Source organism: Streptomyces sp. NPDC001634 (assembly GCF_040298185.1).
In the GTDB taxonomy this organism is placed as follows: Bacteria; Actinomycetota; Actinomycetes; order Streptomycetales; family Streptomycetaceae; genus Streptomyces.
Genome location: NZ_JBEOZU010000074.1, coordinates 1 through 25,447 on the forward strand (window position 1 = coordinate 1; position 25,447 = coordinate 25,447).

Here is a 25,447-nt window from a genome sequence, read left to right on the forward strand (position 1 = left end):
GCCCACAGATCGTCCTCCGCGCGGCCGCCGGCCCGTGCCCGCAGGGCAGCGGCCAGCCTCCCAGGCGCACCACGGGCACCCTCGTTGTCGGCGGGCGCGCCCGCCGACGCGGCCCGCTCCCGTCGGCCGAGCGGCAGATCGAACGGAACGACGGGCACCCCCTCCTCGCGCGCCCAGCGCATCGCCACCAGCTCCGGCGAGAACTCGGCGAAGGGCAGGAAGACCAGCCTGCCGTCCTCATCGCTCCCGGCGAGAGCCACCGGCGGAACCGTTGCCGGATCCGCCAGATGTTCCAGCCACGGCGCGAACTCCTCCGGCAGCTCCACGAACACCACTTCCGGAGCCGCCTCGGACAACATCGCCGGAACCGCCGCCGCGAGCGCGGGGGAATGGTGCCGTACCCCGATCAGGAAGGGTGCACGGCACCGCGCGAGCACCTCGCGGGCCGCCTCGGGTGCGTCATCCGGGGCAAGTCCGGTGCCCTCGGACGCCGCCCCGGAGCCGTCACCTGAGTTCATCGCGCAGTTCCCACAATGTCCGCCACAGCGCCGCCCCCTGCTCCGCGCGCCGCCGCACCGGACCGTCCCAGTAGCCGAGCAGCCGGGCATGGTCGGCCGGATCGTCCTTGCGGACCGTGCCCAGCAGATGCCCCGGCAGCGTCCGTACGACATCCCGGCCGTCCCCGAGGTACGCGGCGCCGAGCCCCATCGACGTGGCGACCTGTACGGCCTCCGCCGTCGACATCACCGTGGTGGGACGCTCCACCTCCCAGCCTTCCGCACTCCTTCCGGACCGCAGGTCCCGGAACGCGGTGACCAGCGCCTCCAGGACCGTGTCGTCCACGGCGAACCCCGCCCCGGAGCGCTTCAGCGCCGCCGTGGCCTGGCTGCGCACCAGCTCCGTCTCCGCGTCGAGGTCGTCGATCGGGCCCACCGTCTCGAAGTTGAAGCGGCGCTTGAGCGCGGCCGACATCTCGGACACACCCCGGTCGCGCAGATTCGCCGTGGCGATCAGCGTGAAGCCCGGCACCGCGTGCACCACGCCCGCACCGCTCTCCTCACCCGCCAACTCCGGTACCGACACGCGCCGTTCGGACAGCAGCGACACCAGCGCGTCCTGCACCTCGGGCAGACAGCGGGTGACCTCCTCGACCCGGGCGACGGCACCCCGCTCCATGGCGGTCAGCACCGGCGAGGGCACCAGGGCCTCGCGGCTCGGGCCCTTCGCGAGCAGCATCGCGTAGTTCCAGCCGTAGCGGAGCTGGTCCTCGGTGGTCCCGGCGGTGCCCTGCACGGTGAGGGTGCTGGTGCCGCACACCGCGGCGGCCAGCAGCTCGGACAGCATCGACTTGGCCGTGCCCGGCTCGCCGACCAGCAGCAGGCCGCGCTCCCCGGCGAGCGTCACCACACACCGTTCGACGAGTCCCCGGTCGCCCACGAACTTGCGTGACACGACCAGTCGCCGTCCGTCCGTTCCGGTCAGCTCCTCCCCGTCCGAACCGCACACGAACGTCACCACGGCACGCGGCGTCAGACGCCAGCCGGGCGGCCGTGGCCCGTCGTCGTACCCCGCGAGGAACGCCAGCTCCTCGGCGTAACGGTCCTCGGGCAGTTCGATCTGCCTCGCGCTCATCGGTTGCCTCCGCTCCTGCCGCGCCGGCCGCCCCGCCCGGCGAACTCCTCGAACCCCGGCGCGTCCCCCTCGACGACCCTCCGCCAGGCCCGCGCGAACAACCCGGGCACCGGGCAGTCCGGCACCACGAACCCGTACCCCGACTGAGGCAGCAGGGGCGTCTTCCAGCTCTCGACGGGCAGTTGCGGTGCCCTGGCCTCCAGCCAGCCGCCCGGCAGGAAGTGCGAGCGTCCGGCACGTGCCCGCTTCGCCTCCACCACCAGTCCGGCGGCGGCCAGTTCGGCCCTGGCCTTCTTGAGCCGGGCGGGCTTCCAGCCGGTCCAGGCCGCCTGGTTGCGGTCCGTCGGATCGGGCAGCGCGAGCAGCATCAGATAGATCGCGGCCGCGTCCTGCGACAATCCGAACCGCTGCGCCGCCTCGGCCGCCAGTTCAGGGGCGCTGTGCGTCGGGTCCTGCGCCGCACCGGGTGGACCGTCCGCCGTGACCAGCGCGGTGAACTCCTCGCTCAGCAGGGTCCGCAGCGCCTGCACCTCCATGGCCGGCCGTCCCAGCGCCGCGAGCAGCTTCAGCGCCGGATGGTCGGGTCCGCCGCCCTCCGCCAGCACGGCCGAGGGCCGGACCCACACCGTTTCCCACTCCTGCCGCACCGGCACCAGCACGATCGCCGAGCCCGCCCGCACCAGACCGTCGGCGTCCGCGCCGCCCCGCTCCGGCAGCCCGAACGACTCCCGGATGCGGCCCGACGCCGGGGTCCCGTCCAGTCCCCAGCTCACCTGCAGATCGAGCAGCAGCCCCGGGTCCGTGAGCCGCTCGCGCAGCACACCCAGCGTGCGCGGCAGCACCGCCCGCAGCGGATCCCCATAGGGCAGCCGGTAGGCGAGCCAACTGAGCATGGTGACGTAGGCGGCGAGTTCCCGGCCCGTCAGCAGCGCATGCTGGTCCGCCGCCTCGAGCCCGCCCGCATACCGCTGCTCCGTACGCCCCGTCAGTTCCGGCCGGGTCTCCGGGTTGAGGACGGAGTCGAGCATCCGGCCCGGTCCGATCTCGGCGACCATCCGTGCGACGAGTTCGGGCGGAGCGACCAGGCGCTTGCCGCGTCGTTCGGTCCACACCTGCACCACCGGCTCCAGGTCGAAGCCCTCGTCCCACAGCCTCGCCACCTGCGCGGGGTCCCGGGGCAGTAGCGCCGCGCAGTACAGCTGCCGTTCGGGGACGGTGAGTTCCCCCAGCGCGCCCCGTGCGGCCTCGGCCTCCGCGCTCTTGGCGCCCAGCGGCTTGAGGTAGTCGGCGGACAACAGGTTCGACCTGCCGTACCCGCTGATCCCCGGCAGCCCGAGCAGCAGCAGTGCCCCCGCCACTGCGCTCACCCCGACCCGGTCGGCGAACTCCCGCGCCTGCTCGTGCCGGTAGGGCAGCACACCCCGCTCGCGCACCAGGGCGACGAGCCGACGCAGCGCCGGCGCCCACCGGCCGTCGTCCGCCGTGCCCCGCACCTCGGAGGAGACGAGCGCGAAACCCTCCCAGGGTCCGAAGGCACCGCTCGGGTCGTACTCCACGGCGTTCCAGAACGCATCGTCGCCGTCGACCTTCTGGCAGGACAGGATCAGCAGCCGCCGCGCACCGGAGACCAGCAGCTCGCCGAGCCGCTCCGGACGCTCGGTGCGTGAGGCCTTCAGCTGCACCACCCGTAGCCGGCCGCGCGGGTCGACGAACACCGAGTCGTCGCCCACGGACAGCACCACGTCGAGGAACTCGAGCAGGGCGGCCCGGTGCGCTTCGTCCGTCGTCGGCGAGGCTGCGCGCAGCCCGAGCGCCACCATGCCCGGTCCGGTCAGCGTCAGCCAGGCCACGCCCGTGCCGGCCAGCGGGACCCTGCCGGCCGCGGTGTGGGCGCCCAACGCCGTGCGCAGTGCCAGGAGCTGCTCCACCGCGGTGGTCGCCTGGTCCTGCCGGCCGAAGTAGTAGCCGTAGGAGTGCTGGCTGCCGGAGAGCGCCTGCATCCCCTCGCGCAGCGCCTGGTCGAAGGCGTGCCGCACCGTCACCTCGGCGTCCTTCGGTGAGGTCGCGGCGTGCCGGGCACGCTCGGCGATGGTGGCGATCCGCTTGGCGCAGCGGGCGGTCTCCTCCACCAGCCCGGCCACACCGAGGGCCAGCCGCTCGTCCGTGACGGCCGGGAGCATTCTCGCCACCGCCTCGGCCGGAGTCTTGCCCCCGCGGACGGCGGCCAGCAGTGCCGCGGCGTCCGCGTCGGTCACCGCCCGCAACGCGGCCGAACCCCGCTCGTCGCGCGGCCGGAGCGCGTGCCAGTACCACAGCGGCGGCACGAGGCGCGTACCGGCCGCGTGTGCGCTGCCGCGGTCGCCCTCGCGGATGTGGGCGACCGCCACACCGTCGGCGTCGTACAGATGGATGTGGGAGTGGTTCCAGCGCCGCACGGGGTGGACGACGGCACCGCCCGGCAGCCGCAGGGGTGGCACAGGCGTCCCCTCGGTCGTGGCCGGGCTGCGCGTCCCGTCGGCCGAACAGGCGGTCCGTGTCCCGGACTTCTCGTCGTGCGTCACCCACCAGCCGAGCAGCCCGTCCGCGGTGCCGAACGGCGACCCCATCAGACCAGGCTGCACCGGCAGCAGACGGCACTCGGCCTGGGCCAGGCGCACGCCCGGCCGGGCACCGGCGAGGGCCGAGTCGAAGAACGCCGGCACTGACGCCCGTCCGCGCTTCGCCGACGTCGGGTCGTACTCGTACCAGCTCCCCTCGTGCAGCACCCAGTACGAGATGCCGTCCGAGGCGACCTCCCGGCGCTGCTCGGCGAACGAGGTGTCCCCGGCGTGCACCGGCCGTCCGCCGAAGCAACGGCCGCCGTCGGGGAGCGCCAGCGACACGGGATCGCTTCCGTACCAGCCGGCGGGCAGTCCGGCCGGGGTGAACACGTCGGCGGGGCGGCCGGACCAGGCGGCACGCCGCTCCTTGCCGTACCCGGACGCGATCAGCCACTGTCCGTCCACGAACCGCACGGTCGGCTCGCTGCGGTGCGGTCCCTTGGACGGCAGCGTGAGCGCACGCGTGTCGAGGACGGCGTCAGGGCCGACGAGCGCCACCTGGGTGCCGACGCGGACGATCAGCGCAGGCCAGGCGTCCGTGCACCGGTACGAGGAGTTGTGCGGATACGCGTGGTGCTGTCCCGCGGCCATCGGATTGACCTTGCCGAAGGTGCCGAGGGCCTCTTCCAGCGCGGGCCAGCCCAGTTCGTCGAGGATGCCGGCGCGCAGGGTCCGGCCCAGCACCGGAGCCGGGTCGAAGGCGGTGATGCGGCGCACCGCGTCGGGTGCCGTGGCCAGCACGACGGGCGCGGAGAACCGGCCCACCCTGCTCAGCAGGTCGTCGAGGCCCGGAAGTCCGATCGGGCGCGTCAGGTCCTCGGCGCGTTCCTCCAGCCAGCCCGCCAGCACCGTGCGCAGCACCGGGTGCTCGGCAAGCCGCTTCAGCCGCGCCGAAGGACCGGCCGCGGGGCCGTCGGCCAGGGACAGGTTCTCCACGCCCTTGCGGAGCAGAACGGCGAACCGGGGGTCCGCCGCGAGGGCCGCCAGGTCCCGGCGGCCCTCGCTGTCGTCCATGATCCAGTAGCGCAGCTCCAGTTCATCGGTCCCCGGATCGGGGTCGGCCACGGGCACGCCCGCCGCCAGCGCCGCGTCGAGGAGGTCGAGGTCGACCGCCGAGTTGTAGCCGTACGCCCGCAGCAGCCGCAGCGGTCGCCCACCCCCGATCAGCCGCGGCGCCAGCCGCTCCACCAGGGCGAGTTCCTCCGGCAGCCGCCGCTTCTGCCGCCAGCCGCGCTGCCGGTGTCCGGCCCACGCATTCAGCCAGTCGGCAGCGTCCACCGTCCCGTCCAGCAGCAGATCGAACGCCCCGCACCTTTCAAGGAGCGCGAGCCAGGCCGCGTCGAACTCCTGCTGCTGGTCACCGCCCGCCGTCGGCAGCAGCGCGAGCAGCCGTTCCCGTACGGCACGGTCGTCCTGGGCCAGCTCCGCCAGCACCGGCAGGGCGGCCTTCCAGAAGCTGCCCGCAGCGCGGTTCATGACCCCCGAGTGGATGATCTCGGCGAGCAGTGACCGCTCCTCGGTTTGCGCATCGAGCCCCGCGGCCTTCGCCAGCCGGCGCAGGTCCTCCAGCATGCCCGCGTACGGGGCGATCCCGGCCGCGCAGCGCTGCAGCGAAAGCGCCCGGAACTGCTCGTACGCCTTCTCTCCCGACAGCCGGGCGGCCAGCCCCTTGGCATGGTCGCGCAGCGCCTTCCCGCTCAGCGCGCCCGCGCCCGCGAACTCCAGGAACACCTCCCGCAGTCGCTCCTCGTCCACCTCCAGCGCATGCCGCTGCTCGGCGGCGCGCGCCTTCCCGAAGAACGACGAGGCGTGCTGGCGCGACTCCGCCGCCAGGAACAGCCGCGCCACCTGCTCGTAGTACGTCGGCAGGAAGTGCGGCACCGAGCGGTCCAGCCGTTCACCGATCTCGTCGAAGCCGTCCTTCGCGTGCCCCGGCTTGGTGGACACCAGACGGGTCAGACGCTCCATCTCCTTGACGACGGCGAGCGCGTGATGCCCGTTCGCCGGGTCGTTGACCAGCGCCCAGGCCGGGAAGCCGAGCGACTGCCGTTTCACCCGCCCGACCGGCACCGACGCCCCGGCCCCGAACCCCAGGTACTCCAGCGCCAGATCCTCGGCCGCACCGATCGCCTCCGGCACCAGGCGCACCACCGTGCGCCCCTCCAGCACCGGGTGCTCGTACGCACGGGCGGTCAGCACGTCTCCGGTGCCGGCGCCCAGCGGCAGCACCCCGCCGGCCTCCAGCACTTTGTCCCCGCTCACAGGTCCCCCTCCTCGTCCTCGCCCTTCACCACACGCCCCGCATGCACCAGCGCCGCCATGCGCACGCCCTCCGACCAGGCCACCGGCCCCACCTCGCGCAGGGGCAGCCGTCGTCCGTCGCCGGCCCGCCACTCCAGGCCGCCCGTGAGCGCCTCGTACTCCGGGTAGTCCTCGCCGAGCCAGTACGCGGCCTCCAGCGCGACGCCGTCCTCGACCAGCGGGCAGACGACGTACCCGCCGCGCACCCGGTAACCGAAGGAAGCCGCCCGTGCCGTCGCGTGCCGCAACTGGTCGAACCGCGCGTTGGCATAGGCACCCCACTCCTGGGCGCCGTCCTCAAGATCCTCCGGCTTCGCCCAGACCTCCCGGAACAACTGGGCCACGGCCTGCTCGACCCCCAGCTCCGCCGCGAACTCCCGCAGATCCTCCAGGTCTTCGAGGAGGACCGGGTGCGGTATCACCACGGTCTGCGCATCCAGCCGCACCGAGTCGCCGTCCAAGTCCACGACACCCAGGCCCCGTTCGGGATCGGCGTCGCGCAGAAACCCGGCGCGCTCCATGTCGGCGGTGCCGTCCGCGTCCACCGGCGCGACCACCAGGTCCCGCAGCGCCGTCTGCCATGCCGTGTCGGGCCAGACCCGGGCAAGCAGCTCCGCCGGCACCGGCAGGCACCGCACGAGCCAGGCGTCGGCCTGGACGCGGCACTCCTGCGTGTGCCGCTCCAGCCATTCCGCCAACTGCCTCAGCCGCACGACCTCCGCGTCGTCCCGCAGTTTCGCGGGTACCTGCTTCAGCGTCCGCCCCGCGGCGTTCCGGCACCGCACCTGTGTCCCGTCCAGCGTGACGGCGTACCCGCCCGATGTCTCGATCCAGCCCATGGCAGGACCCCTCCCCGATCTGCGTTCCTGCGATGGTGATCACAGTAGGGGAGGGGTCTGACAATGCCCCGTCGGAGCTGGCGAAGCCGCCTCTGACCTGCGGAATCTATTCCCCGGCCAATGCCTCGCGGCAGGCGCTCAGCAGTTGTTCGTCCTGGAGCACGTCATGGCTGCCGTATCCCCCGGACCGGGCCATGTGTCGTCGCGGTGTGGCCAGTTCCGTGCGCAGCAGATCGTGGGCGGGCGCGGCGGCCGGGCCCATCTCGGCGAGGCACGCGGCGATGGTGCGGCGCGTGTACGGGTTCTGCTCCCAGGCGGTGCGCAACGCCTGCAGGACGGGATCCGGATCGCCCTCGACCCGCCACAGCGCGCACGCGGCCGTCGTACCCTCCCACACGTCGTCGGACACGGCCATGGCCCGCAGCCCGGGCACGGCGGACCGAGCCTCGGCCCCGATCCGGCCCAGTGCCTCGGCGGCCGCCCGGCGGCGATGCGTCCGTTCGGCCCCCAACTCCCGTCGCAGCACGGGCAGTACGGCGTCCGTGTCTCCTTCGACGGACCACAGTGCCGTGGCCGCCGTCAGCGCGCACGCGCCGTCCAGCAGCCCACGCAGCACGGGTATCGCGTCCTGGGCACCGAGGGCGCCCAGGACGCGCGCGGCCGCTTCCATGAGCGAGTCACGGCGCGGCAGATCGTCGGGCGCGCCGTACAGCAGGCGGAGCACCTCCGGCAGCGCGGCGGGATCACCCACTCGGCCGAGTGCCCCCAGGGCGGTCTCGGCGCGGTGGTAGGTGTCGGGGGAGTCGAGCGGGATGCCGCCCAGATACTCGCGCAGGGGCGCGGCCAGTCGGATCGCCTCGGGCCCCAGGTACTCGACGACGTACCCCAGGTCGTGCGGAACGGCAGGCCGGGCGAGCACCTCGGCCAGCACCGGTATCGCCCTGGCGTCCCCGGTCCGTGCCAGGGCCCTCAGCGGACGGCCCAGCGCGGGCGCTCCGTGCTCCGGGTGCCGCACCCAGGAATCCGGGCGAGCGGTCACCAGCTCGGCGAGCCGGTCGGCGGCGGGGGCGGCCAGGTGGAAGAGGTCCTCCAGGACGGAGATCGCCGCGTCGCGCAACCGTTCGTCGTCCGCGGCGAGTTGCTCGCCGACCAGTGCGACGGGCTCCTCGTACGAGGCGCGCCATTCGCGGAACAGCCCGGCCGACATCCACACCGCGTTACAGCGGTCGGCTGCAGCGGGACTCCTCAACTGGCCGTTCAGCAGGGCGATCCGGTCGGCGGTGCGGGCGCCGAGCCCCGCGTGCAGCGTACGCAGTAGCCGGGAACCCTCCTCGTCCGCCGGGCGCAGCCGCCGTAGATGGCCGATGAGCGTGTTGGTGTCAGGGCGTTCGGTCGCCTCGGACGGGTGGAGTCCGCGCGATCTGTCCCGCAGCAGTGTGACGACCGTCGGGACCAGGTCGTCCGGCAGCCGGTCGGGAGCGCAGCCGGCGAGCTGGCCGAGCGCGGCGAGTCGCAGCCCTGGTTCGGCCGTCACGCCGTACAGCTCCTCCAGAAGGTCCACGGCCTTGGGCGCCGACTTGGGGCGGAGCGCCGCCAGGAGACCGACCGCCTCGATCACCGCCGTCTTCACCGCGTCGTCGGGCTCGTCCTCGATCCGCTGCCGCAGCAGCGTGAACACCCGTGCCGCGTCGTCGGCGAACCGCACCACCGCCTGTGCCGCCGCACGGCGCACTTCCGGATCCGGGTCCGAGGCCAGGCCGAAGAACACCTCGGCGCCCGCCCGCACGGCCGCATGGGCCATCGCGTAGTTGTCCGGCCCCTCCTCGGCCGCGTCCCTGTCATCGAGGAGACCGTTGTCCTCGACGTCCGTCCCGCCGATGCTCGTCAGCAGTTCCACGACGCCCCCTCGGTCCGGAAGCCCCGGGCACCCTATGAGGTCGAACAGGAACGGGATACAGGCGAGTGTCGAGTCGTACACATCGCCCTGGTGGTGGACGGCGCCGTACATGCCGTCGAGCGCGCTTTCCCGCTCCTGCGGGCACTGCGAGGCAAGTCCCCGCAGCAGTGCGGGCACGTCCTCGGCGCTTCCGTAGGCATGCTCCATCGAGGCCCAGTCGACCTCGTCGATCCCCGTGAACACGGCTCCTCCTCGCAGGTCCGTCGTCTGATCGCGAGTGTGCACCACGCCACTGACAGTCACGTCGATCGAGAACCCGAGGCTCCCGAAATACCCCCCGGGGTAATCGTGCTAGCCTGCCCGTATACCCCGGGGGGTAATTTCACCAGGGAAGGGAGTGTCCGGTGTTCTTCATCGACACCATCGAGCTGTCGGGGCTCGGCAACCGCAGCTATCTCGTGGGCGGGGCGCACACGGCCGTCGTCGTCGACCCGCCCAGAGACATCGACCAGGTGATCGCCGCGGCCGCGCGGCGCGGCGTGCGGATATCGCACATCGTGGAGACGCACCTGCACAACGACTACGTCACCGGCGGACTGGAGCTCGCCCGCGTCACCGGCGCCCGCTACCTCGTTCCGGCCGCCGCGCGGGTCTCGTTCGAGCGGACCCCCGTGCACGACGGCGACACGGCGGAGATCGACGCCGAGCTGACGCTGCGCGCCCTGGCGACTCCGGGACACACGCCGCACCACACCGCGTACCTCCTGGAGGAGAACGGGACGGCGGTCGCGGTGTTCACCGGTGGGTCGCTGCTGATCGGCACGGTCGGCCGCCCCGACCTGGTCGAACCACGGCTGACCGAGCGCCTCGCCCGCGCCCAGCACGCCTCCGTCCACCGCTTGGCCGCCGAACTCGCCGACGAGACCCCCGTCCTGCCGACCCATGGCTTCGGCAGTTTCTGCTCCTCCGCGCAGGCATCGGGTGCGGCCACCACCATCGGCAAGGAGAAGGAGGTCAACGAGGCCCTCGTACGGGACGTCGACACCTTCGTGGCGGACCTGTTGGCCGGTCTGGACGACATACCCGCGTACTACGCGCACATGGGCCCGGCCAACGCGGCCGGTCCCGCACCCGTCGACCTGACCCCGCCCGCGGTCGCCGATGCCGAGGACATCGCCGCGCGCCTGGCCACGGGGGAGTGGGTGGTGGACCTGCGCAACCGGGTCGCATTCGCCGAGGGGCATGTCGCGGGCTCGTTCAACTTCGAGGCCCAGGGGCAGCTCGCCACGTATCTGGCCTGGCTGATCCCATGGGGCAAGCCGGTGACACTGCTCGCCGCCTCGCCGGAGCAACTCGCCGCCGCCCAGCGCGAACTGGTCCGGGTCGGCATCGACCGTCCGGCCGCCGCGGCCGTCGGCGGACCCGGTTCCTGGATTCGGGACGGTGAAGCACCCGCCTCCTTCCGGCGCGCCACCTTCGCCGACCTCGTGGACCGGCGCACCGCCGGCGATATCGTCGTCCTGGACGTCCGCCGCGACTCCGAACGCGCCGGCGGACACATCGAGGGATCGGTCCACATCCCGGTCCACACCCTGCACAGGCGCCTCGACGAAGTTCCGGCGGGCCAGCTGTGGGTGCACTGCGCGGGCGGTATGCGCGCCGCCATCGCCGCGTCCCTGCTGGATGCGGCCGGCCGTGACGTCGTCGCCGTCGACGACGGGTTTCAGGCGGCCGTCGCGGCGGGTCTCACCGTGTGCGGGTGTCGCGGCGACGGTGGCCCAGCCACGTGAGCACCCTGATCCTTGCCCTCGCAGCCGGGGCCGTGATCGGACTCGCGCTCGGGGCACTCGGCGGCGGAGGAAGCGTCCTGGCCGTCCCCGCCCTGATCCATCTGCTCGGCTTCACTCCGGTCGCCGCCACCACCGCGAGCCTGCTCATCGTGACCGCGACCTCCGCGACCGCCCTGGTCGCGCACGCCCGCGAGGGCAACGTCCGCTGGCTGACGGGAAGCCTGTTCGCCGCCGCGGGCATCCTGCCCGCCCTGCTCACCGGAGTCCTGGCGGCCCGGGTGCCCGACGCGCTCCTGAGCGGCGCCTTCGCCGTCGTCGCACTGATGGCCGCGCTGCGCATGCTGCTCCCACGGTCCGTGTCCGACGGTGCGCGCGAGGTGCGGGCCGTCCCGGCCGCCGCGGCAGGTGCGGGCCTCGGTGCGGTCACCGGTTTCCTCGGGGTCGGCGGGGGCTTCCTCGCCGTACCGGCGCTGGTGAGCGTCCTCGGGCTGCGGATGCGGCTCGCGGTGGGCACCAGCCTGCTGGTGATCACGGTCAACTCGCTGGCCGCGCTCGCGGCCCGCACGGGCATGGCCGGCGGGCTGGACTGGTCCGTCGTCGCACCTTTCGCCGGGGCGGCGGTCCTCGGCGCCTGGGACGGGAAGCGGCTCAGCGCCCGGGTGCCGGGAGGCATGCTGCAGCGCGTCTTCGCGGTCGTGCTGCTGGCGGTCGCCCTGTATATGCTGATCGACGCGATGGCGTGAGCCGCACCTCCAGTGACTCAGGCCCGTGCGAAGGGCCTCACGCCAGTGACAGGAACAGCTTCTCCAGCCGCGCCCGCATCGCCTCGCGGTCCTCCGCCGGCTTCGCGCCGTCCTCGCCATCGGTGAGGCACTGCTGCAGGCCGGTCGCGATGATCGCGAAGCCCGCCCGGTCGAGGGCCCGGGACGCGGCGGCGAGCTGGGTGACCACGTCCTCGCAGTCGCGGCCTTCCTCGATCATCCGGATCACACCGGAGATCTGGCCCTGCGCACGACGCAGTCGGTTCAGCACCGCTCGTAGCTCGGCTCCCGCGAGATCCAGGTCCACGATCCACTCCTCACAAATACCCCTGGGGGTAATCTACCCCGCTTCGGGGCATCAACGACAACCAAGGATGACACTCATGTCCGACCCGCTGATCAACACTCCGTCCGCCCCGCTCGCCGTCGACGTCGCCCAGGCCCGTGCCCGGCTCGCCGACCTCACGGTTCTCGACGTCCGGACGCCCGCGGAGTACGCCTCCGGACACGTCCCCGGCGCGCTCAACATCCCCCTCGACGAACTCCGGCGCGCACTGCCGGCCCTCCGGCAGGCTGCCTCCCGCGGTGACCTTCTCATGGTCTGCGCCTCCGGAAACCGTTCCGCGAACGCCTGCCGGATCCTCGCCGAGCACGGGATCACCGCCGCCACCCTCGTGGGCGGTACGAGCGCCTGGTCCGCGGCCGGTCACGAGGTGCACCGCCCGAAGGCGGCCGCCCGGGGAGTCTGGGGCATGGAGCGGCAGGTCCGGTTCACCGCCGGTTCGCTCGTGCTGATCGGTCTCGGACTCGGCCTGTTGGTCCATCCGGCGTTCCAGCTGCTGTCGGCCGGTATCGCGGGCGGCCTCGTCTACTCGGCCGTCAGCGACACCTGCGGCATGGCCTACGTGCTGGGCAAGTTGCCGCACAACCGCCCGCGCGGAGCCGCTCTCGACACCACGCTCGCCCGCCTGAGCGAGCGTTGACGGGCGGCGTGGTGTGGCGCGCCGCACCACGCAGGCGCGAGCAGTCGCCGCGCGTGCGGATGTTCACGCGGGCCGTGGGCCACGCCAACCGGGGGCCCACGGCCGGCTGGGCGGGTGCCCACACCGGCCGGGGCGGATAATACGGGCATGGGCCCACGACTCGCAGACGTGAGCGCACGCGCCCGGCTGGCCGGCCCCGACGAGGGCATCGGCCCGGACGAGCTGGCACTCGCCACCCGCAATCACGGCCTGCCCCTGGAAGCGCTGCGCTACGACGTCACACCACCGGGTCTGCACTACGTCCTGACCCACTACGACATCCCGTACGTCCCCGAGGACGCCCCCTGGGGCCTCACCCTCGGCGGCCGGGTGCGCCGGCCGCTCCGGCTGACCATGGCCGACCTGCGGACGTATCCCGCCGTCACCACCAGGGTGACGCTGGAGTGCGCGGGCAACGGCCGGGCCCTGCTCAACCCGAGGCCGGTGAGCCAGCCGTGGCTGGTCGAGGCCGTCGGCACCGCCGACTGGACGGGCGTGCCGCTGCGGCTGCTGCTCGCCGACGCCGGTGTCGGCGGCGAGGCCGTGGATGTCGTCTTCACGGGCGCCGACCACGGTGTGGAACGCGGGGTCGAGCAGGACTACCAGCGCGCCCTGCCCCTGGACGTGGCCGCCGGGACCGAGCCCGAGGTCCTGGTCGCATACGAGATGAACGGCGCGCCGCTGCCGCCCCAGCACGGCCGGCCGCTGCGCCTGGTGGTCCCCGGCTGGTACGGAATGGCTCACGTCAAGTGGCTGTGCGACATCACCGTGACCGACGCGCCGTTCACGGGTTTCCAGCACACCGTGGCGTACCGGCTGCGGCACGGTCCCGAGGACGAGGGCGAACCGGTCACCCGGATCGCACCGCGCGCCCTCGTAGTGCCGCCCGGTTTCCCGGACTTCATGTCGCGGGCGAGGGTGGTGCGGTCCGGCCCGGTCCCGCTGGAGGGGCGCGCCTGGTCCGGGCGGGCGCCGATCGTGTCGGTCGAGGTGAGCACCGATGACGGAGGGACCTGGCAGGAGGCTCATCTGGACGCGGACAACCGGCACCGGTGGGCCTGGCGCCGGTGGCGCTGCACCTGGACGGCCACCCCCGGCGAGCACGTACTCGGCGTGCGGGCCACCGACGCGGAGGGGCACACCCAACCGCTGGACCAGCCCTGGAACCGCGGTGGCTTCGCCAACAACCTCGTCCAGAAGGTTCCGGTCCTCTGCCTGGACCGGGACGGCTGATCACCTCACTTGGGCGGCAGGCCGGCCGCGAAGGCGTACCCCTCGTCGATCCACTCCGCGAGCACGCCGTCCTCGGCCACCGCGGACGCGGCGACAACGACCCAGCCGCGCATCGGGCGTGCCCGTCATGTCGAACAGCCGCGCGCCGGGCCGGGCCAGGGCCGCGTCGGTGCCGTCGGGTCCGACCCGCACCATGAGGTCTTCGCCGGTCGCACCCACGGCCATGTTGCCGCGGTGCAGAAAGGCGATCCCGCCGAACATCCTCCCCCAAGCTCTCGGCTTCGCTCGAGCAGGGGGGACCCCCATCTCCACGATGTCCGGATCAGCGCCCAGCCGCTCCCTGATCCGCTCCGCCAGTCCTTCGTCGTACGCCATGACGGTCCTCATTCCCGATCCGGCTCGGTCACGGGTCCAGGATCGCCGGGACGGGAGCGGTGCGCCCGCCGAGCCGCGCCGCTCTCCGCTCGGACCGAGCGGTGGTGGTTCTGGTCCGACCCCCGTACCTCGTCGTCGCCGCCCACCCGGCCGTCCGCCTCGAAGGCAGCCGAACCGGCCTTCGAGGGAAAGTGGTTGAAGAGCAGATTCAGGACGATCGCGGTCAGGCAGCCGGCACTGATCCCGCTGTTCATCACCGTCTGGAACCAGTGCGGAAACTTCTCGTACGCCGTCGGCACGCCGACCGGCAGCACGCCGACCGCGACCGAGACGGCGACCACCGTCAGATTGTGGTTGTCCTTGAAGTCCACCTCGGCCAGGGTCCGCAGGCCGCTTGCCGCCACCGTCCCGAACATCACCAGGCCCGCACCGCCCAGCACCGGCGCCGGAATCGCCGCGACCACCGCGCCCAGTTTGGGCAGGAGGCCCAGCAGTACGAGGATGCCCCCGGAGGTGGCCACGACCCAGCGGCTGCGCACCCGGGTCATGCCGACGAGGCCGACGTTCTGTGCGTAGGCCGTGTAGGGGAAGGTGTTGAACACGCCGCCCAGGATCGTCGAGAGCCCGTCTGCCCTCAGTCCGTCCGCCAGTGACCGCGGCTCGGCCCTCCGCCCGGTCATCTCGCCGACCGCGATCAGGTCACCCGTGGTCTCCGTCATCGTCACGAGCGCCACCACCAGCATCGACGCGATCGCCGAGGCATGGAAGGCAGGCATGCCGAAGTGGAACGGAGTGCTGATCCCGACCCAGTCGGCGTCCCGGACCCCGCTGAAGTGCGTGAACCCGAACGGCACCGCGACCGCGAGCCCCACCACGATGCCGATCAGCACCGCAATCCGGCTCAGGAAAGCCGGTGCGAACCGCTGGACCCCGAGCACCACGGCGAGCACGAAGGCCGCCAGCGCCAGGTTCTTCGGCTCCCCGAAGTCCTTCGAACCCTGGCCGCCCGCGGCCCAGTTGCCCGCGACCGGCAGCAGTGAGACGCCGATGATCAGGATCACCGTCCCCGTGACGAGCGGCGGGAAGAAGCGCAGCAGTCTGCCGAAGACCGGCGCGAGCAGCACGATCGCGAGGCCCGCCACGATCACCGAGCCGTAAATTGCGGGCAGTCCGCCGCCCGTCGTCCCGATGAGCACCATCGGCGAGACGGCGGCGAAGGTGCAGCCCTGCATGATTGGCAGCCGCACGCCGAAACGCCAGAAACCGATGCACTGGATGAGCGTCGCGATGCCGCACACCAGCAGATCGGCGGTGATCAGGTAGGCCAGGTCCGCCGCCGACAGCTTCATCGCGCCGCCGACGATCAGCGGAACGGCCACCGCGCCCGCGTACATCGCGAGGACGTGTTGGAGGCCGAAGGCTGCCAGTTGGCGTGCGGGGGGTACTTCGTCGACCGGATGCACGGGTGTCGTCATGGGTGACACCGTAGGCCGGTTGAACAAGTTGTTGATTTCAGGGTGGTTGCAGCCCGGTGTCAGGGCGCGCTGCTGTGCGCGGCGGTCAGCAGGGACTGCCAGTCGGGGAGCTTCACCACTCCCCGGCCCAGCGACGCGCCCAGCTCAGCCTCCGCCCGTTCGATCGCCTGCCACCCCGACCACTCCACGGGTGCCGGGCCGTCCGCGCGCAGGGCCGTCAGCGGGTCGTCGGGTACCCGGCGTCGTACGAGCCCGGGCGCGTCCTCCAGCAGTGAGATCACCGTCTCCTTCGCGCATGGCCGGTTCGTGCCGATGACGCCCGTCGGGCCGCGCTTGATCCAGCCCGCCACGTACTCGCCCGGCGAGACCGTCCCGTCGCGCAGCACCCGCCCCGCCCGATGCGGCACGGTGCCGGTTCCCGCGTCGAACGGCAGCCCCTCCAGAGGCACTCCGCGATAGCCGACCGAGCGCAGGACGAGCTGCGCCTCGATGTCCTCGAACCGTCCGCTGCCCGTCACACCGCCGTGTCCGTCGGGGAGCGTGCGCTCGAAGCGCACCGCGCCGACCCGCCCTCCCCCAGGCTCTCGGCTTCGCTCGGGCAGGGAGACACCCCCAGCGGCGAGCAGTTCGGCCGGCCGGAGGAAGAAGCGCAGCCGGATCCGGCGTGCGGCGCCCCGGGGCGGTGCCGCGGCCCAGCCGCGCAGCACCTCGATGTTGCGGCGCTGGGGGGCGGGCAGCGCGGACGGATCGACGTATGCCGGGTCGAGCGCCAACTCCTCCTCGTCCACGATCACCTCGGTGTCCGGCAGGGTCCCGAGCTCGCGCAGCTCCTTCGTGGTGAAGCGGGCCTGCGACGGGCCGCGCCGCCCCACCATATGGATCTCGGTGACCTGGCTGGCGGCCAGCGCGGTGAGCGCCGCCTGCGGCATGTCGGTGGGGCTCAGCTCCGTCGTCCCGCGGGCCAGCATCCGGGTCACGTCGACCGCGACGTTCCCGACGCCGATCACGACGGCCGTCCGCGCGCCGAGCACGAAACCGTCGGTGGAGGAGTCGGGGTGGGCGCTGTACCAGGACACGAACTCCGTCGCCGACCAGCTGCCGGGCAGTTCCTCGCCAGGGACGCCGAGGTGCCGGTCGGTCGCGGCGCCCACGCAGTAGACCACCGCGTGGTAGAGCTCGCGCAGCCGTGCGGTCGGGACCCCGCCCACTCCCACCTGGACTCCTCCGAGGAACCGGATCCGTTCGTGCTCCAGGACCGTCCGCAGATTGTTCTGGAGGGACTTGATCTTCTCGTGGTCGGGCGCGACGCCGTACCGCACCAGCCCGTACGGGCAGGGCAGCCTGTCGAGGACGTCGACGCGCACCTCGGGATCCTGCTGTACAAGGCTCTGGGCGGTGTAGACCCCGCTCGGCCCGGAGCCGACGACGGCGACATGCAGCACGGCGGAACTCCCTCGCTGAGGAGATCGCTGGTGACTCCAGCATTGCACCGCGCACGGCCCGAAGGGAGGGGGAGCGGGCGTGTGGCGCTGGGCCGACGGGGTACGGTGCGCGCCCCTCCCGTGCGTGGCTCTTCGCATGGTATGTGATCGTTCGCTTACGTTGCGTATATGCGGGAGGCGTCCTTTCAGGATTTTTCTGATCGATTCAGATCGGATGGGGCCGTGTCCGTGTGGCCTGCATGGGAAGTGCAGGAGGACGGGAGTGCCACGTCGTGGTTCGGTGTGCGGCTCGACTTCCCCGACGGGGGCCGGGTCGACGTCCTCGCCGTGGCGGTCGGCGGATGCGTGTCGATCGAGGAGGTGCGGGCGCAGCCACCCCTGTCGCTCCACGACCTGTCGGCGCTCGCCGACTGGATCGAGGAACCCCTGCTCGATGTGTGCGGCGCCGAGCCCGGTGTGTCGTGCGAGCCCGCCGGGGCGCCCCAGGGCACCGAACGCCCCGTCTGGCCGCGCGGCATGGAGGGGTGGCGCCTCGTCGCCGAGAAGTACCTCGCGGCCCAGAAGGAGGGTGCCGACCCCGTGTTCGCGGTGATGTGTGCGACGGGGCGCAGCCGCCGCAGATCCCTGAAACTGATCGCCGGGGCGCGCGACGCGGGCTTCCTGACGCCGCGTCACGCCCGGCGCTGAACAGGCCCTGTGGGCCGGGCCCTCACCGGCTACTCCGACTGAACCTTCGACTCCGGCTGACGGCTCTCCGTCGCGAAGAACCGCGACAGATTCCTGTCGTACGTCCCGCCGGTCCCCTCGCGGTCCGGCGGGGAACCCATCTCCCGGTCGAGGCCGTACCGCTTGAACAGCTCGGCCCGCAGCGCGGGAAGCGGCATCGGAACGCCGGGCACCAGCGCCGCGTAGACCGCTCCCATCAGCAGCGCCCGCAGCATCGGGTAGTCGGTGTCGGTGTCCGTCGATCCGCACCGGGCGACCGTGTCCCGCAGCAGCTCGGCCAGCCGCTGCTGCTCGGGGCACTGCACGAACCCCTCGGCCTGAAGGATCCCCGCCATGTGCTGGCGCATGAGCACGGGGTGGTGAACGGTCAGGCCCAGGATCGCGTCGATGGCCCGGGCCATCCGTTCCCGGCCGTCCTCCGTGTGCGGCTCGCGCTCCAGCGCCTCTTCCAGGGTGCGGTGCATCAGGCGGTGCACGGCCGACTGGAGGAGCTGCCGTTTGCCGGGAAAGTAGTACGACACCAGGCCCCGGGCGGAGCCGGCGCGGTCCGCGATGTCGCCGAGCGTCGTCGCCTCGTAGCCGCGTTCGCTGACGAGTTCGACCGCGGCCTGTAGGAGTCGTTCGCGGGAACGCCGCCGCAATTCTTCATTGACCGAGGCGCTGCGCGGGGACATCCTGTACTCCTGCGTTGACTGGCTGCCAGCCAACTATACTCAACGCGTCCCGGATCCGGCGGGGCCGGGTCTGGGTGGTGTCTGCCCTGGGCCACGCGGGGGATGGTCCAGGGCGGTCGCCGGTGCCATCGGGTCGTACACGTCGTCTCCGCTGTTCTCCGTGACCAAGCAATGGTTCAGCCTGCTTCCTGCACAGGTGTCGCAGAGCCGTGGAACCGTCCCTAGAGTGGGCACGAGTCCCCGAGGAGGCATACGGACATGGATCAAGAGCAGATCCTGGCCAGAATCACGGCGATGGTGGACGAGGAGCGCGGTCTGCGGGACGCGCTGTCGTCCGGCCGGATCGACAGCGAGACGGAACACGCGCGCCTCGGCCAGCTGGAACGCGAGCTGGACCAGTGCTGGGACCTGCTGCGCCAGCGCCGCGCGAAGGCCGAGTTCGGCGAGAACCCGGACGACGCCCGGGTTCGCCCCTCGTCGCAGGTCGAGGGCTACCAGAGCTGAGCGCCCGGGCGGCTCAGCCGATCAGGTCCAGCACGGGACGGAGCCCGTCCGGGCGCTCGGTCACCGGCCGGTGCTCCACGAAGTGCACCGCGCAGCCCAGATCCGCCGCACCACCGTCCGCGCGGCGGTCGTCGCCGACCATCAGCGTGTCCTGCGGGGCGATGCCCAGCGCGTCGCAGGCGAGGGCGAACAGCCGGGTGTCGGGTTTCTGGATGCGGTGTTCGTACGACAGGACGTACGTGTCCACGTACTGGTCGACGTCGTGCTCGCGGAAGACAGGGCGCAGGTCCCAGCCGATATTGCTGACCACGCCGACGGCGACGCCGCGCCCGCGCAGTTGGCCGAGCACCTCGACCGTGTCGGGGTAGGGCCGCCAGGCGGCGGGCGTCATGTGGCGGGCGTACAGCGCGTCGTGGAGTCCGGGATCCGGCAGGGGTACCTGACGCGAGAGGCCTGTGTACGCGGCCCGGTGTTCCTCGGCGCTGCGGTCCCGGACCGCCCACAGAGGGGCGAGGTCGTCGGGAACCGGCTCCGCGGGGAAGGCGCCCCCGGGCAGCGCACCCGCGGTCTCCAGTTGTTCGGCTCTGCGGACCAACTCCGGCTCGGGCAGGGTGACATCGGCCTCCGCGAGCACCGCGCGCAGCCATGACTCGGTCGGTTCGATGCGGAAGAGGGTCCCGGAGAAATCGAAGAGCACGCCTTTGATCGCCATGGGGCCGATCTTTCGTGACGCGCTGCCCACGGGTCAAGAACGTCCTTCGCGCGGCTCCGCGTCCTGTACCGGTCCGTGCCACCGTTCGTACGACGCCACCGCGAGTGCGACCAGCAGGGCCCCGAGCAGCCAGCCGCCCGCCACGTCCGACGGCCAGTGCACACCGAGCCAGACGCGGGTCACCCCTACGCCCAGGACGGACACCATGGCCACCACGAGCGCCGTATTCCACAGGACGCGCCCTGCGCCGTACCGGTGGAGGAGCCACAGCAGCAGGCCGCAGACCACCGTCGCCGTCATAGCGTGGCCGGAGGGGAAGGCCGCGTTGTGGGCCGAGTCGACGGGGTCGGGCCACACGGGGCGGGCACGGCCGACGGCCGCCTTGAGGGAGTTCTGCACCAGTGCGGCCGACGCGCAGGTCGCCGCCACCCACAGTGCGAGCCACCACGCCCGGTGCCGCCAGAGCAGCAGGACCACGGCGGCCGCGCACAGGATGCGCATGGTCGCCGGGTCCCACACCCAGTCCGTCAGGACGCGGCACGTGTGCGTGATCCCTCGGTGACCGACCGCCCAGCGGTGCGTGGTGCGCGCGATGTCGCCGTCCAGGGCGATGAGCGGATGCCAGGAGGCGGCGACCAGCACCAGGAGCAGCCCCGACGCGATGGCCAGGAACACGGCGGTGAGCGCCGCGGCCCGCGGGCGCGGCCGGTGGGGCGGTGAGCCGACGGGTGTGAGGTGCATACGGCGATCCTCGCCGATGCGCGGGGACCGTGGCGGCAAGGGGCGGCGCCGACTCCGTTGCCCGGTGGGCTATCCCAGGGCCCGCAGCCCCGGCACGAACGCCACCAGCACCGGAATCACCGGCACCAGCGCCGCGGTCGCTGTCAGCCGCAGCCGGTGCGCTGCAGGCAGCCGGTCCGGAGGGGTGAGGAGGCGGTGGACGCGCTGCGGGACATGGGCCTGCGGGGTGGGGCAGGGCCCGAACACACCCCGGCCCTCGTTGAGTTCCACCAGCGCCAGCGCGGTCGTGAGGCGGCCGTAGCGGCGCGACGCCATGTCATCGGCGGCGAGTTCGACCAGCCGGTGCATCTCGTCGCGGAACGCGGCGAAGACCGGCACCTGCGGGAATCCGTTGGCCAGCGCGGTCGAGGAGTGCAGCAGCCAGTCGTGCCGGGCCCGCGCGTGCCCCTGCTCATGGGCGAGCACCGCGTCCAGCTGCTTGCCCTTGAGCCGGCGCAACGCGGCCGTGGTGATGACCAGTTGGGGTGTGGGGCCGGGCAGCCACCAGGCGTCAGAGCGCTCCCCCTCCAGGACCACCAGCCCGTCGCCGGCTGAGTCCTCGCCCGGCAACAGCGGGGCCCGCACGAGCAGTTCGGCCCGGCTCTGCCGGCGTCGCGCCCGCGCCCGGGTGACCTCCCGGACCAGCATCGCGGCGCTCCACACCCCGCCGCACGCCAGCGCCACGGCGGTCGTCGCGGCCCAGGGGCTCCCGGTGCTCAGCGCGTAGGCGTCCACCACCGAGTGCGGCGCGGAGGCGAACACATGGCCCCGCACGGCCACCCAGGCGGCGGCCGCGCTCAGCGTCATCGACAGCGCGCAGCACACCAGGACGGCCGCCACCACGCACTGCCACACCCACAGGGCGACTACCGGTTCTCGGTCCGGCCAGTCCGCCCGGGCGAGCAGCCGCGGAGCGAGGACGGCGGTCAGGGCGCCGAGCAGCAGCAGTGCCGCGGGGACCATCATGGGCCGAAGCCTATGAGCCGGGCGGCGCCACGGGGTACGTACTGTTACGGCAAAGTGACGTACGCCACGGTTTCGTACAGCCGTGGCCGCCGGTGTGCGAGACGCCACCGGGTGTCAGAGCGTGAGCAGCATCGCCAGCATGCCGATGGCCATGGACAGGCGGCAGGCGCGCGCGAGTTCGGGCCGGTCGCCCCAGCCGACGGCGCGCGCGCCTCCGGCCGTGGCCACCGCCGTGACCGGCACCAGCCGTACCCCGGACCACAGCACGTAGACCGCGAAGTAGACGAGGAGCACCCCGGTGAGCAGGGGGACGCCACTGTGCCCGCCATGCCCGTGGTGCCCGGGGGAGACGGCCATCGCCGCAGCCATGTAGACCATCGCGAGCGCGCCGACCAGATGGTGCAGATGATGGGCGCTCGAGCGGACCGCCCACAGCGCCCGCACCGCCGCCCCACCGAAGACCACCGCATAGGCGATCCAGGCCCAGCGCGGCGGCGCCGCGACCGCCGCGGGAACGGCCATCACCGCCATCCCGAACCCCATCAGCGCCTCGCCGCCCGCGGCCCGGCGCTGTTCCTCGACGGCGCTGCGCATCCGCAGCAGACAGTAGGCCCCGGTCGCCGCGCACAGCGCGACGAGCAGCCAGCCGGGCGAAGCCGGTCCGTGCACCGCGCACCTCCCCGCTCGACGGTCTCGGACGGACGCAGGGGGCATGCCCGTCACGGACGGTGCGCAAGCGAGCGCACAGGGGTACACGGGGGCGCGGGGGGTGCAGCATCGCCGTCATCGCCGTCATCGCCGTCATCGCCGTCATCGCCGTCACCGACCGGCGCGCCGGCGACTGCATCGAGCATGCCCTCGCCGCCATGGAGCGGGCCCGTGAGCGTGCGGCAGTCGTCGCCTCCGTGGAGCGGCCCGAGCCGGGAGCCCTGGAGGCCGCACGTCGCGGTCCGGCCGCCGCCGTCGTGGAGCTGCGTGCCACGGCCGACGCCGCGGCCGGCGAGTGGTGGCAACGCGCCCTGCCGGGAGAGCGCGTGGTGCGCGCCACCTTGCGCCCGGGCACCCCGGAGCCTCCGGCCCAGGAGCCGCTGTGCTGCCGCGTGGCGGGACTACGACGTTCTGGGTGCACGCGGAGACCGACGGGAGGCGATGCTGACGGTCGGTCAACTGGGCGAGGGCGAGATCGAGGGCACCCTGACCGTCAACGGCGAGGAGGCCGCCCCGCTCGGCCGGGACGGGACGGCGCTGTTCCTGGCGGGCGGCGTCAACAAGGTGACGGTGACGGCCACGTCGGACCGGCTGGTCCTGGACCGGCTGAGTGCGGGACCCGGGCAGGGACGTCTCATGACCACGGTGTTCCCGGCGAAGGAGGGCAGCGTGACGGGCGACGCCAGGGTGACCGGCGCGTACCCGCTCGCCATGGGCGGCAAGGCGGTCGACGGCATCGGCCGGGGCCCGGCGAACGCACTCGGGCTCAGCGTCACCGCCGGGCACAGCGGCCGGTACGCGCTGACGATCCGCTACTCGAACGGCGAACAGGCCCCGGCCACCCACTACAACTCCGACCCGCTCTGCCGCCACGCCGACCTCTCGGTGAACGGGGCCGCAGCCCAACGCGCACGCCTTCCGGGACCTCACCGTCCCGGTGACACTGACGGAGGGCGTGAACACGCTGACGTTCACCGCCGACGAACTCCCCGACCACGACGGCGACACCTGCAATCCCTACGGCCGGCGCTCGGCGTACGCACCCGTCATCGACCAGGTGACGGTCATGCCGCTGACCGGAGCTCTCTGACCGGCACCACACCGCCTGACCGTCACTCGGACCCGCCCTCCTGACCTGCCGCGTAGATGCCGAACACCGCGCCCTGCGGGTCCTTCAGAACGGCGATGCGCGGGCCGTCCGGGACCGACGTCGGTTCCATCAGGACGTTCGCGCCGGCCTGCGTCGCGGCGGACGTCATGGCGTCCACGTCCTCGACCGCGAAGTACGGCAGCCAGTGCGACGGCACCTCGGGCGGGAACCGGTCGCCCATCGTGAGCATGCCGCCGAAGTCGGCGCCGTCGATGCCCCACTGGGTGTAGTTCTCGGAAGGGTTCACGGTCCAGCCGAAGACCGTCGTGTAGAAGTCGGTGACCCTGTCCGGGTCTCGGGTGAGCAACTCCACCCAGCCGAGCGAACCCGGCGCGTTGAACAGCCCCGCACCGGCGAACGCCCTGGGCTGCCACATCTGGAAGGCCGCGCCGCCCGGGTCGAGCGCCACCGCGAAACGGCCCACGTCGAACACGTCCATCGGTCCGAGGACCAGCGTGCCGCCGGCCGACTGCACCGCAGCGGCCGCCGCGTCCGCGTCGGCGACCTGGAACGACACGTTCCAGGCGACCGGCTGCGACTCCTGGTACAGCGGTGTGAGGGCGGCGACCGCCGCGTCGCCGAGGTGCGCGACCGTGTAGCCGCCTGCCTCCTGCCGGGGGTCGGTCTCCGGCCGCCAGCCGAACAGTTCGGCATAGAACCGCTTGGCGGCCTCCAGATCGCTGGTCCCCAGCTCCGTCCAACAGGGGCCACCCGTCACCGGCTTCTCGAGCTTCATGGGCTGCCTCCCGCCACTCGTGCCCCTCTCAGCAGGCTAAGCCCGCGTCCGCCCGGGGGCCATCAGATCCCCGGGCGGTACCGCAGGGGATGGTCGGCCGGGATCTCGACCAGCACGATCTGGGTGCCGTCCGGGTCCTCGAGCCACATCTCGATCAGACCCCACGGTTCCTTCACGGGAGGCCGTACGATCGCGACCCCGGCACCGGTCAGCTCCTTGTGTGCGGCCGCCACGTCCGGCACCTGCAGCCAGAGTTTCAGCGCGGGGGAGGGCGGAACCTCGCCGCGGCCCGCCACCTCCAGGAAGCCGCCGCCGAGGAAGTACACGACCCCCCGTTCCGGCCCCGTACCGAACTCCCGGTAGACCGGGAGCCCCAGTTTCTCGCCGTAGAAGGCGCGGGAGCGCTCCGGATCGGTGGGACGCAGGAGGGTGCGGCTGCTCAGGACGTGGACCATACATGCGGAGCCTAGTGCGAGCGTTACCCTCGTCGATGTTTGCGCCGCGCCACCGAATTGGAGAAGCCGCCCATGGACACCGCCGCCACCGCCACGACCGGCCTGACCTTCCGCGACGCGACGGACGGGGACGTCGACGCGTTGGTCGCGCTCATCGAGTCGGCGTACCGTGGCGACTCCAGCCGGGTCGGCTGGACCACCGAGGCGGACATCCTCGAAGGGCAGCGGACCGACCCCGAGGGCGTGCTCGCGGTCATCAAGTCGCCCGACAGCAGGCTGCTCACCGTCGAACGCGACGGTGTGGTCATCGCCTGCTGCCAGCTCGAACACCGCGGCGATCACGCCTACTTCGGGATGTTCGCGGTCAGCCCCGACCTCCAGGGGGCGGGCCTCGGCAAGACGGTCATCGCGGAGGCGGAGCGGACAGTCCGTGCGACCTGGGGCGTCTCGGAGATGCACATGACCGTGATCTCCGTACGGGACGACCTCATCGCCTGGTACGAGCGGCGCGGCTACCGCCGTACGGGACGGATGACCCCCTTCCCGTACGGCGACGAGCGCTTCGGTATCCCGCAGCGCGAAGACCTGCAGTTCGAGCTGCTGGTCAAGCCGCTGGTCTGAGCCCCGGCGCGGCGCCCTGTCCGGCGTGCTTGCGGTGCGCCCGGCCGG

General features: G+C 72.6%; 23 protein-coding genes and 1 pseudogene. 9 read left to right on the plus strand and 15 right to left on the minus strand.

All coding sequences use genetic code 11. The annotated features are described in order from the left end of the window. From ABT186_RS35600 to ABT186_RS35620, 5 genes are all read right to left on the minus strand, one after another. Nucleotides 1-518, minus strand: a 518-nt coding sequence (locus tag ABT186_RS35600; protein ID WP_351928590.1) for a DUF5682 family protein, incomplete at its 3' end; no start/stop codon positions are given. Next, entirely contained in the window at nucleotides 505-1,632 is a 1,128-nt protein-coding gene (locus ABT186_RS35605) for an ATP-binding protein (protein ID WP_351235964.1), read from the minus strand. The genes ABT186_RS35605 and ABT186_RS35600, both read right to left, overlap by 14 nt. Next, complete coding sequence (locus ABT186_RS35610) at nucleotides 1,629-6,494, minus strand: hypothetical protein (protein ID WP_351928592.1); 4,866 nt, start codon at nucleotides 6,492-6,494, stop codon at nucleotides 1,629-1,631. Before ABT186_RS35610 ends, ABT186_RS35605 begins: the two co-directional genes overlap by 4 nt. Continuing rightward, entirely contained in the window at nucleotides 6,491-7,372 is an 882-nt protein-coding gene (locus tag ABT186_RS35615; protein ID WP_351235968.1) for a DUF4132 domain-containing protein, read from the minus strand. The genes ABT186_RS35610 and ABT186_RS35615 overlap by 4 nt, the downstream gene beginning before the upstream one ends. Nucleotides 7,373-7,478: 106 nt before the next feature. Further along, nucleotides 7,479-9,512 (minus strand): HEAT repeat domain-containing protein, encoded by a 2,034-nt coding sequence (locus tag ABT186_RS35620; RefSeq protein ID WP_351235978.1) that lies wholly within the window; start codon nucleotides 9,510-9,512, stop codon nucleotides 7,479-7,481. 161 nt (nucleotides 9,513-9,673) lie between these two features. Between ABT186_RS35620 and ABT186_RS35625 the strand changes: the two genes are divergently transcribed. Together ABT186_RS35625 and ABT186_RS35630 are read left to right on the plus strand one after the other, a co-directional pair. Next, nucleotides 9,674-11,059, plus strand: a complete 1,386-nt coding sequence (locus ABT186_RS35625) for a rhodanese-like domain-containing protein (RefSeq protein WP_351928594.1) — start codon at nucleotides 9,674-9,676, stop codon at nucleotides 11,057-11,059. Further along, entirely contained in the window at nucleotides 11,056-11,802 is a 747-nt protein-coding gene (locus ABT186_RS35630; RefSeq protein WP_351235972.1) for a sulfite exporter TauE/SafE family protein, read from the plus strand. Before ABT186_RS35625 ends, ABT186_RS35630 begins: the two co-directional genes overlap by 4 nt. A gap of 37 nt (nucleotides 11,803-11,839) precedes the next feature. Here ABT186_RS35630 and ABT186_RS35635 read toward each other — a convergent pair whose 3' ends face one another. Next, nucleotides 11,840-12,127 carry a metal-sensitive transcriptional regulator gene (locus ABT186_RS35635; RefSeq protein WP_351235974.1) on the minus strand — a complete coding sequence of 96 codons (288 nt, stop codon included), beginning with the start codon at nucleotides 12,125-12,127 and terminating at the stop codon, nucleotides 11,840-11,842. 76 nt (nucleotides 12,128-12,203) lie between these two features. On the opposite strand from ABT186_RS35635, the gene ABT186_RS35640 reads away from it, so the two are divergent. Then, complete coding sequence (locus ABT186_RS35640; protein WP_351235976.1) at nucleotides 12,204-12,803, plus strand: rhodanese-like domain-containing protein; 600 nt, start codon at nucleotides 12,204-12,206, stop codon at nucleotides 12,801-12,803. A 147-nt stretch (nucleotides 12,804-12,950) separates the two neighbouring features. Then, nucleotides 12,951-14,075, plus strand: a complete 1,125-nt coding sequence (locus ABT186_RS35645) for a sulfite oxidase (protein ID WP_351928596.1) — start codon at nucleotides 12,951-12,953, stop codon at nucleotides 14,073-14,075. A gap of 383 nt (nucleotides 14,076-14,458) precedes the next feature. Here ABT186_RS35645 and ABT186_RS35650 read toward each other — a convergent pair whose 3' ends face one another. Both ABT186_RS35650 and ABT186_RS35655 read right to left on the minus strand, forming a co-directional pair. Further along, nucleotides 14,459-15,925 carry a nucleobase:cation symporter-2 family protein gene (locus tag ABT186_RS35650; RefSeq protein ID WP_351233129.1) on the minus strand — a complete coding sequence of 489 codons (1,467 nt, stop codon included), beginning with the start codon at nucleotides 15,923-15,925 and terminating at the stop codon, nucleotides 14,459-14,461. Between the two features lie 59 nt (nucleotides 15,926-15,984). Continuing rightward, nucleotides 15,985-17,367 (minus strand): FAD-dependent oxidoreductase, encoded by a 1,383-nt coding sequence (locus ABT186_RS35655; protein ID WP_351233127.1) that lies wholly within the window; start codon nucleotides 17,365-17,367, stop codon nucleotides 15,985-15,987. Between the two features lie 222 nt (nucleotides 17,368-17,589). On the opposite strand from ABT186_RS35655, the gene ABT186_RS35660 reads away from it, so the two are divergent. Then, nucleotides 17,590-18,054: a DUF6214 family protein gene (locus ABT186_RS35660; RefSeq protein WP_351233125.1), complete on the plus strand. Its 465-nt coding sequence runs from the start codon at nucleotides 17,590-17,592 to the stop codon at nucleotides 18,052-18,054. 29 nt (nucleotides 18,055-18,083) lie between these two features. On the opposite strand, the gene ABT186_RS35665 is transcribed toward ABT186_RS35660, so the two are convergent. Further along, nucleotides 18,084-18,767, minus strand: coding sequence for a TetR/AcrR family transcriptional regulator (locus ABT186_RS35665; protein WP_351233123.1), 684 nt, complete (start codon nucleotides 18,765-18,767; stop codon nucleotides 18,084-18,086). A gap of 258 nt (nucleotides 18,768-19,025) precedes the next feature. On the opposite strand from ABT186_RS35665, the gene ABT186_RS35670 reads away from it, so the two are divergent. Continuing rightward, entirely contained in the window at nucleotides 19,026-19,271 is a 246-nt protein-coding gene (locus ABT186_RS35670; RefSeq protein ID WP_351233121.1) for a DUF2630 family protein, read from the plus strand. 13 nt (nucleotides 19,272-19,284) lie between these two features. Here the strand turns inward: ABT186_RS35670 and ABT186_RS35675 are convergent, their stop codons facing one another. The 4 genes from ABT186_RS35675 to ABT186_RS35690 all read right to left on the minus strand — a co-directional run bounded on the left by ABT186_RS35675 (nucleotide 19,285) and on the right by ABT186_RS35690 (nucleotide 22,398). Further along, nucleotides 19,285-19,983, minus strand: a complete 699-nt coding sequence (locus ABT186_RS35675; protein WP_351928598.1) for an HAD family hydrolase — start codon at nucleotides 19,981-19,983, stop codon at nucleotides 19,285-19,287. Nucleotides 19,984-20,016: 33 nt separating this feature from the next. Continuing rightward, a complete protein-coding gene (locus tag ABT186_RS35680; RefSeq protein ID WP_351233117.1) occupies nucleotides 20,017-20,724 on the minus strand; it encodes a phosphatase PAP2 family protein in 708 nt (235 codons plus the stop codon). 69 nt (nucleotides 20,725-20,793) lie between these two features. Further along, complete coding sequence (locus tag ABT186_RS35685) at nucleotides 20,794-21,729, minus strand: M56 family metallopeptidase (protein WP_351233115.1); 936 nt, start codon at nucleotides 21,727-21,729, stop codon at nucleotides 20,794-20,796. Nucleotides 21,730-21,843: 114 nt separating this feature from the next. Continuing rightward, nucleotides 21,844-22,398, minus strand: coding sequence for a DUF5134 domain-containing protein (locus tag ABT186_RS35690; protein WP_351233113.1), 555 nt, complete (start codon nucleotides 22,396-22,398; stop codon nucleotides 21,844-21,846). 137 nt (nucleotides 22,399-22,535) lie between these two features. Here ABT186_RS35690 and ABT186_RS48115 point away from each other — a divergent pair. Together ABT186_RS48115 and ABT186_RS35695 are read left to right on the plus strand one after the other, a co-directional pair. Beyond that, nucleotides 22,536-22,775, plus strand: a pseudogene (locus ABT186_RS48115) (FUSC family protein); the annotation flags it as partial. Nucleotides 22,776-22,878: 103 nt separating this feature from the next. Further along, nucleotides 22,879-23,571 (plus strand): carbohydrate-binding protein, encoded by a 693-nt coding sequence (locus tag ABT186_RS35695; RefSeq protein WP_351928600.1) that lies wholly within the window; start codon nucleotides 22,879-22,881, stop codon nucleotides 23,569-23,571. Here the strand turns inward: ABT186_RS35695 and ABT186_RS35700 are convergent. Both ABT186_RS35700 and ABT186_RS35705 read right to left on the minus strand, forming a co-directional pair. Then, nucleotides 23,550-24,323 carry a VOC family protein gene (locus tag ABT186_RS35700; RefSeq protein ID WP_351233111.1) on the minus strand — a complete coding sequence of 258 codons (774 nt, stop codon included), beginning with the start codon at nucleotides 24,321-24,323 and terminating at the stop codon, nucleotides 23,550-23,552. The genes ABT186_RS35695 and ABT186_RS35700 overlap by 22 nt on opposite strands. Nucleotides 24,324-24,385: 62 nt before the next feature. After that, entirely contained in the window at nucleotides 24,386-24,778 is a 393-nt protein-coding gene (locus tag ABT186_RS35705) for a VOC family protein (protein ID WP_351233109.1), read from the minus strand. A 72-nt stretch (nucleotides 24,779-24,850) separates the two neighbouring features. Between ABT186_RS35705 and ABT186_RS35710 the strand changes: the two genes are divergently transcribed. Beyond that, on the plus strand, nucleotides 24,851-25,399 hold the full coding sequence (locus ABT186_RS35710) for a GNAT family N-acetyltransferase (protein ID WP_351928602.1): 549 nt from the start codon (nucleotides 24,851-24,853) through the stop codon (nucleotides 25,397-25,399). Nucleotides 25,400-25,447: the final 48 nt, after the last annotated feature.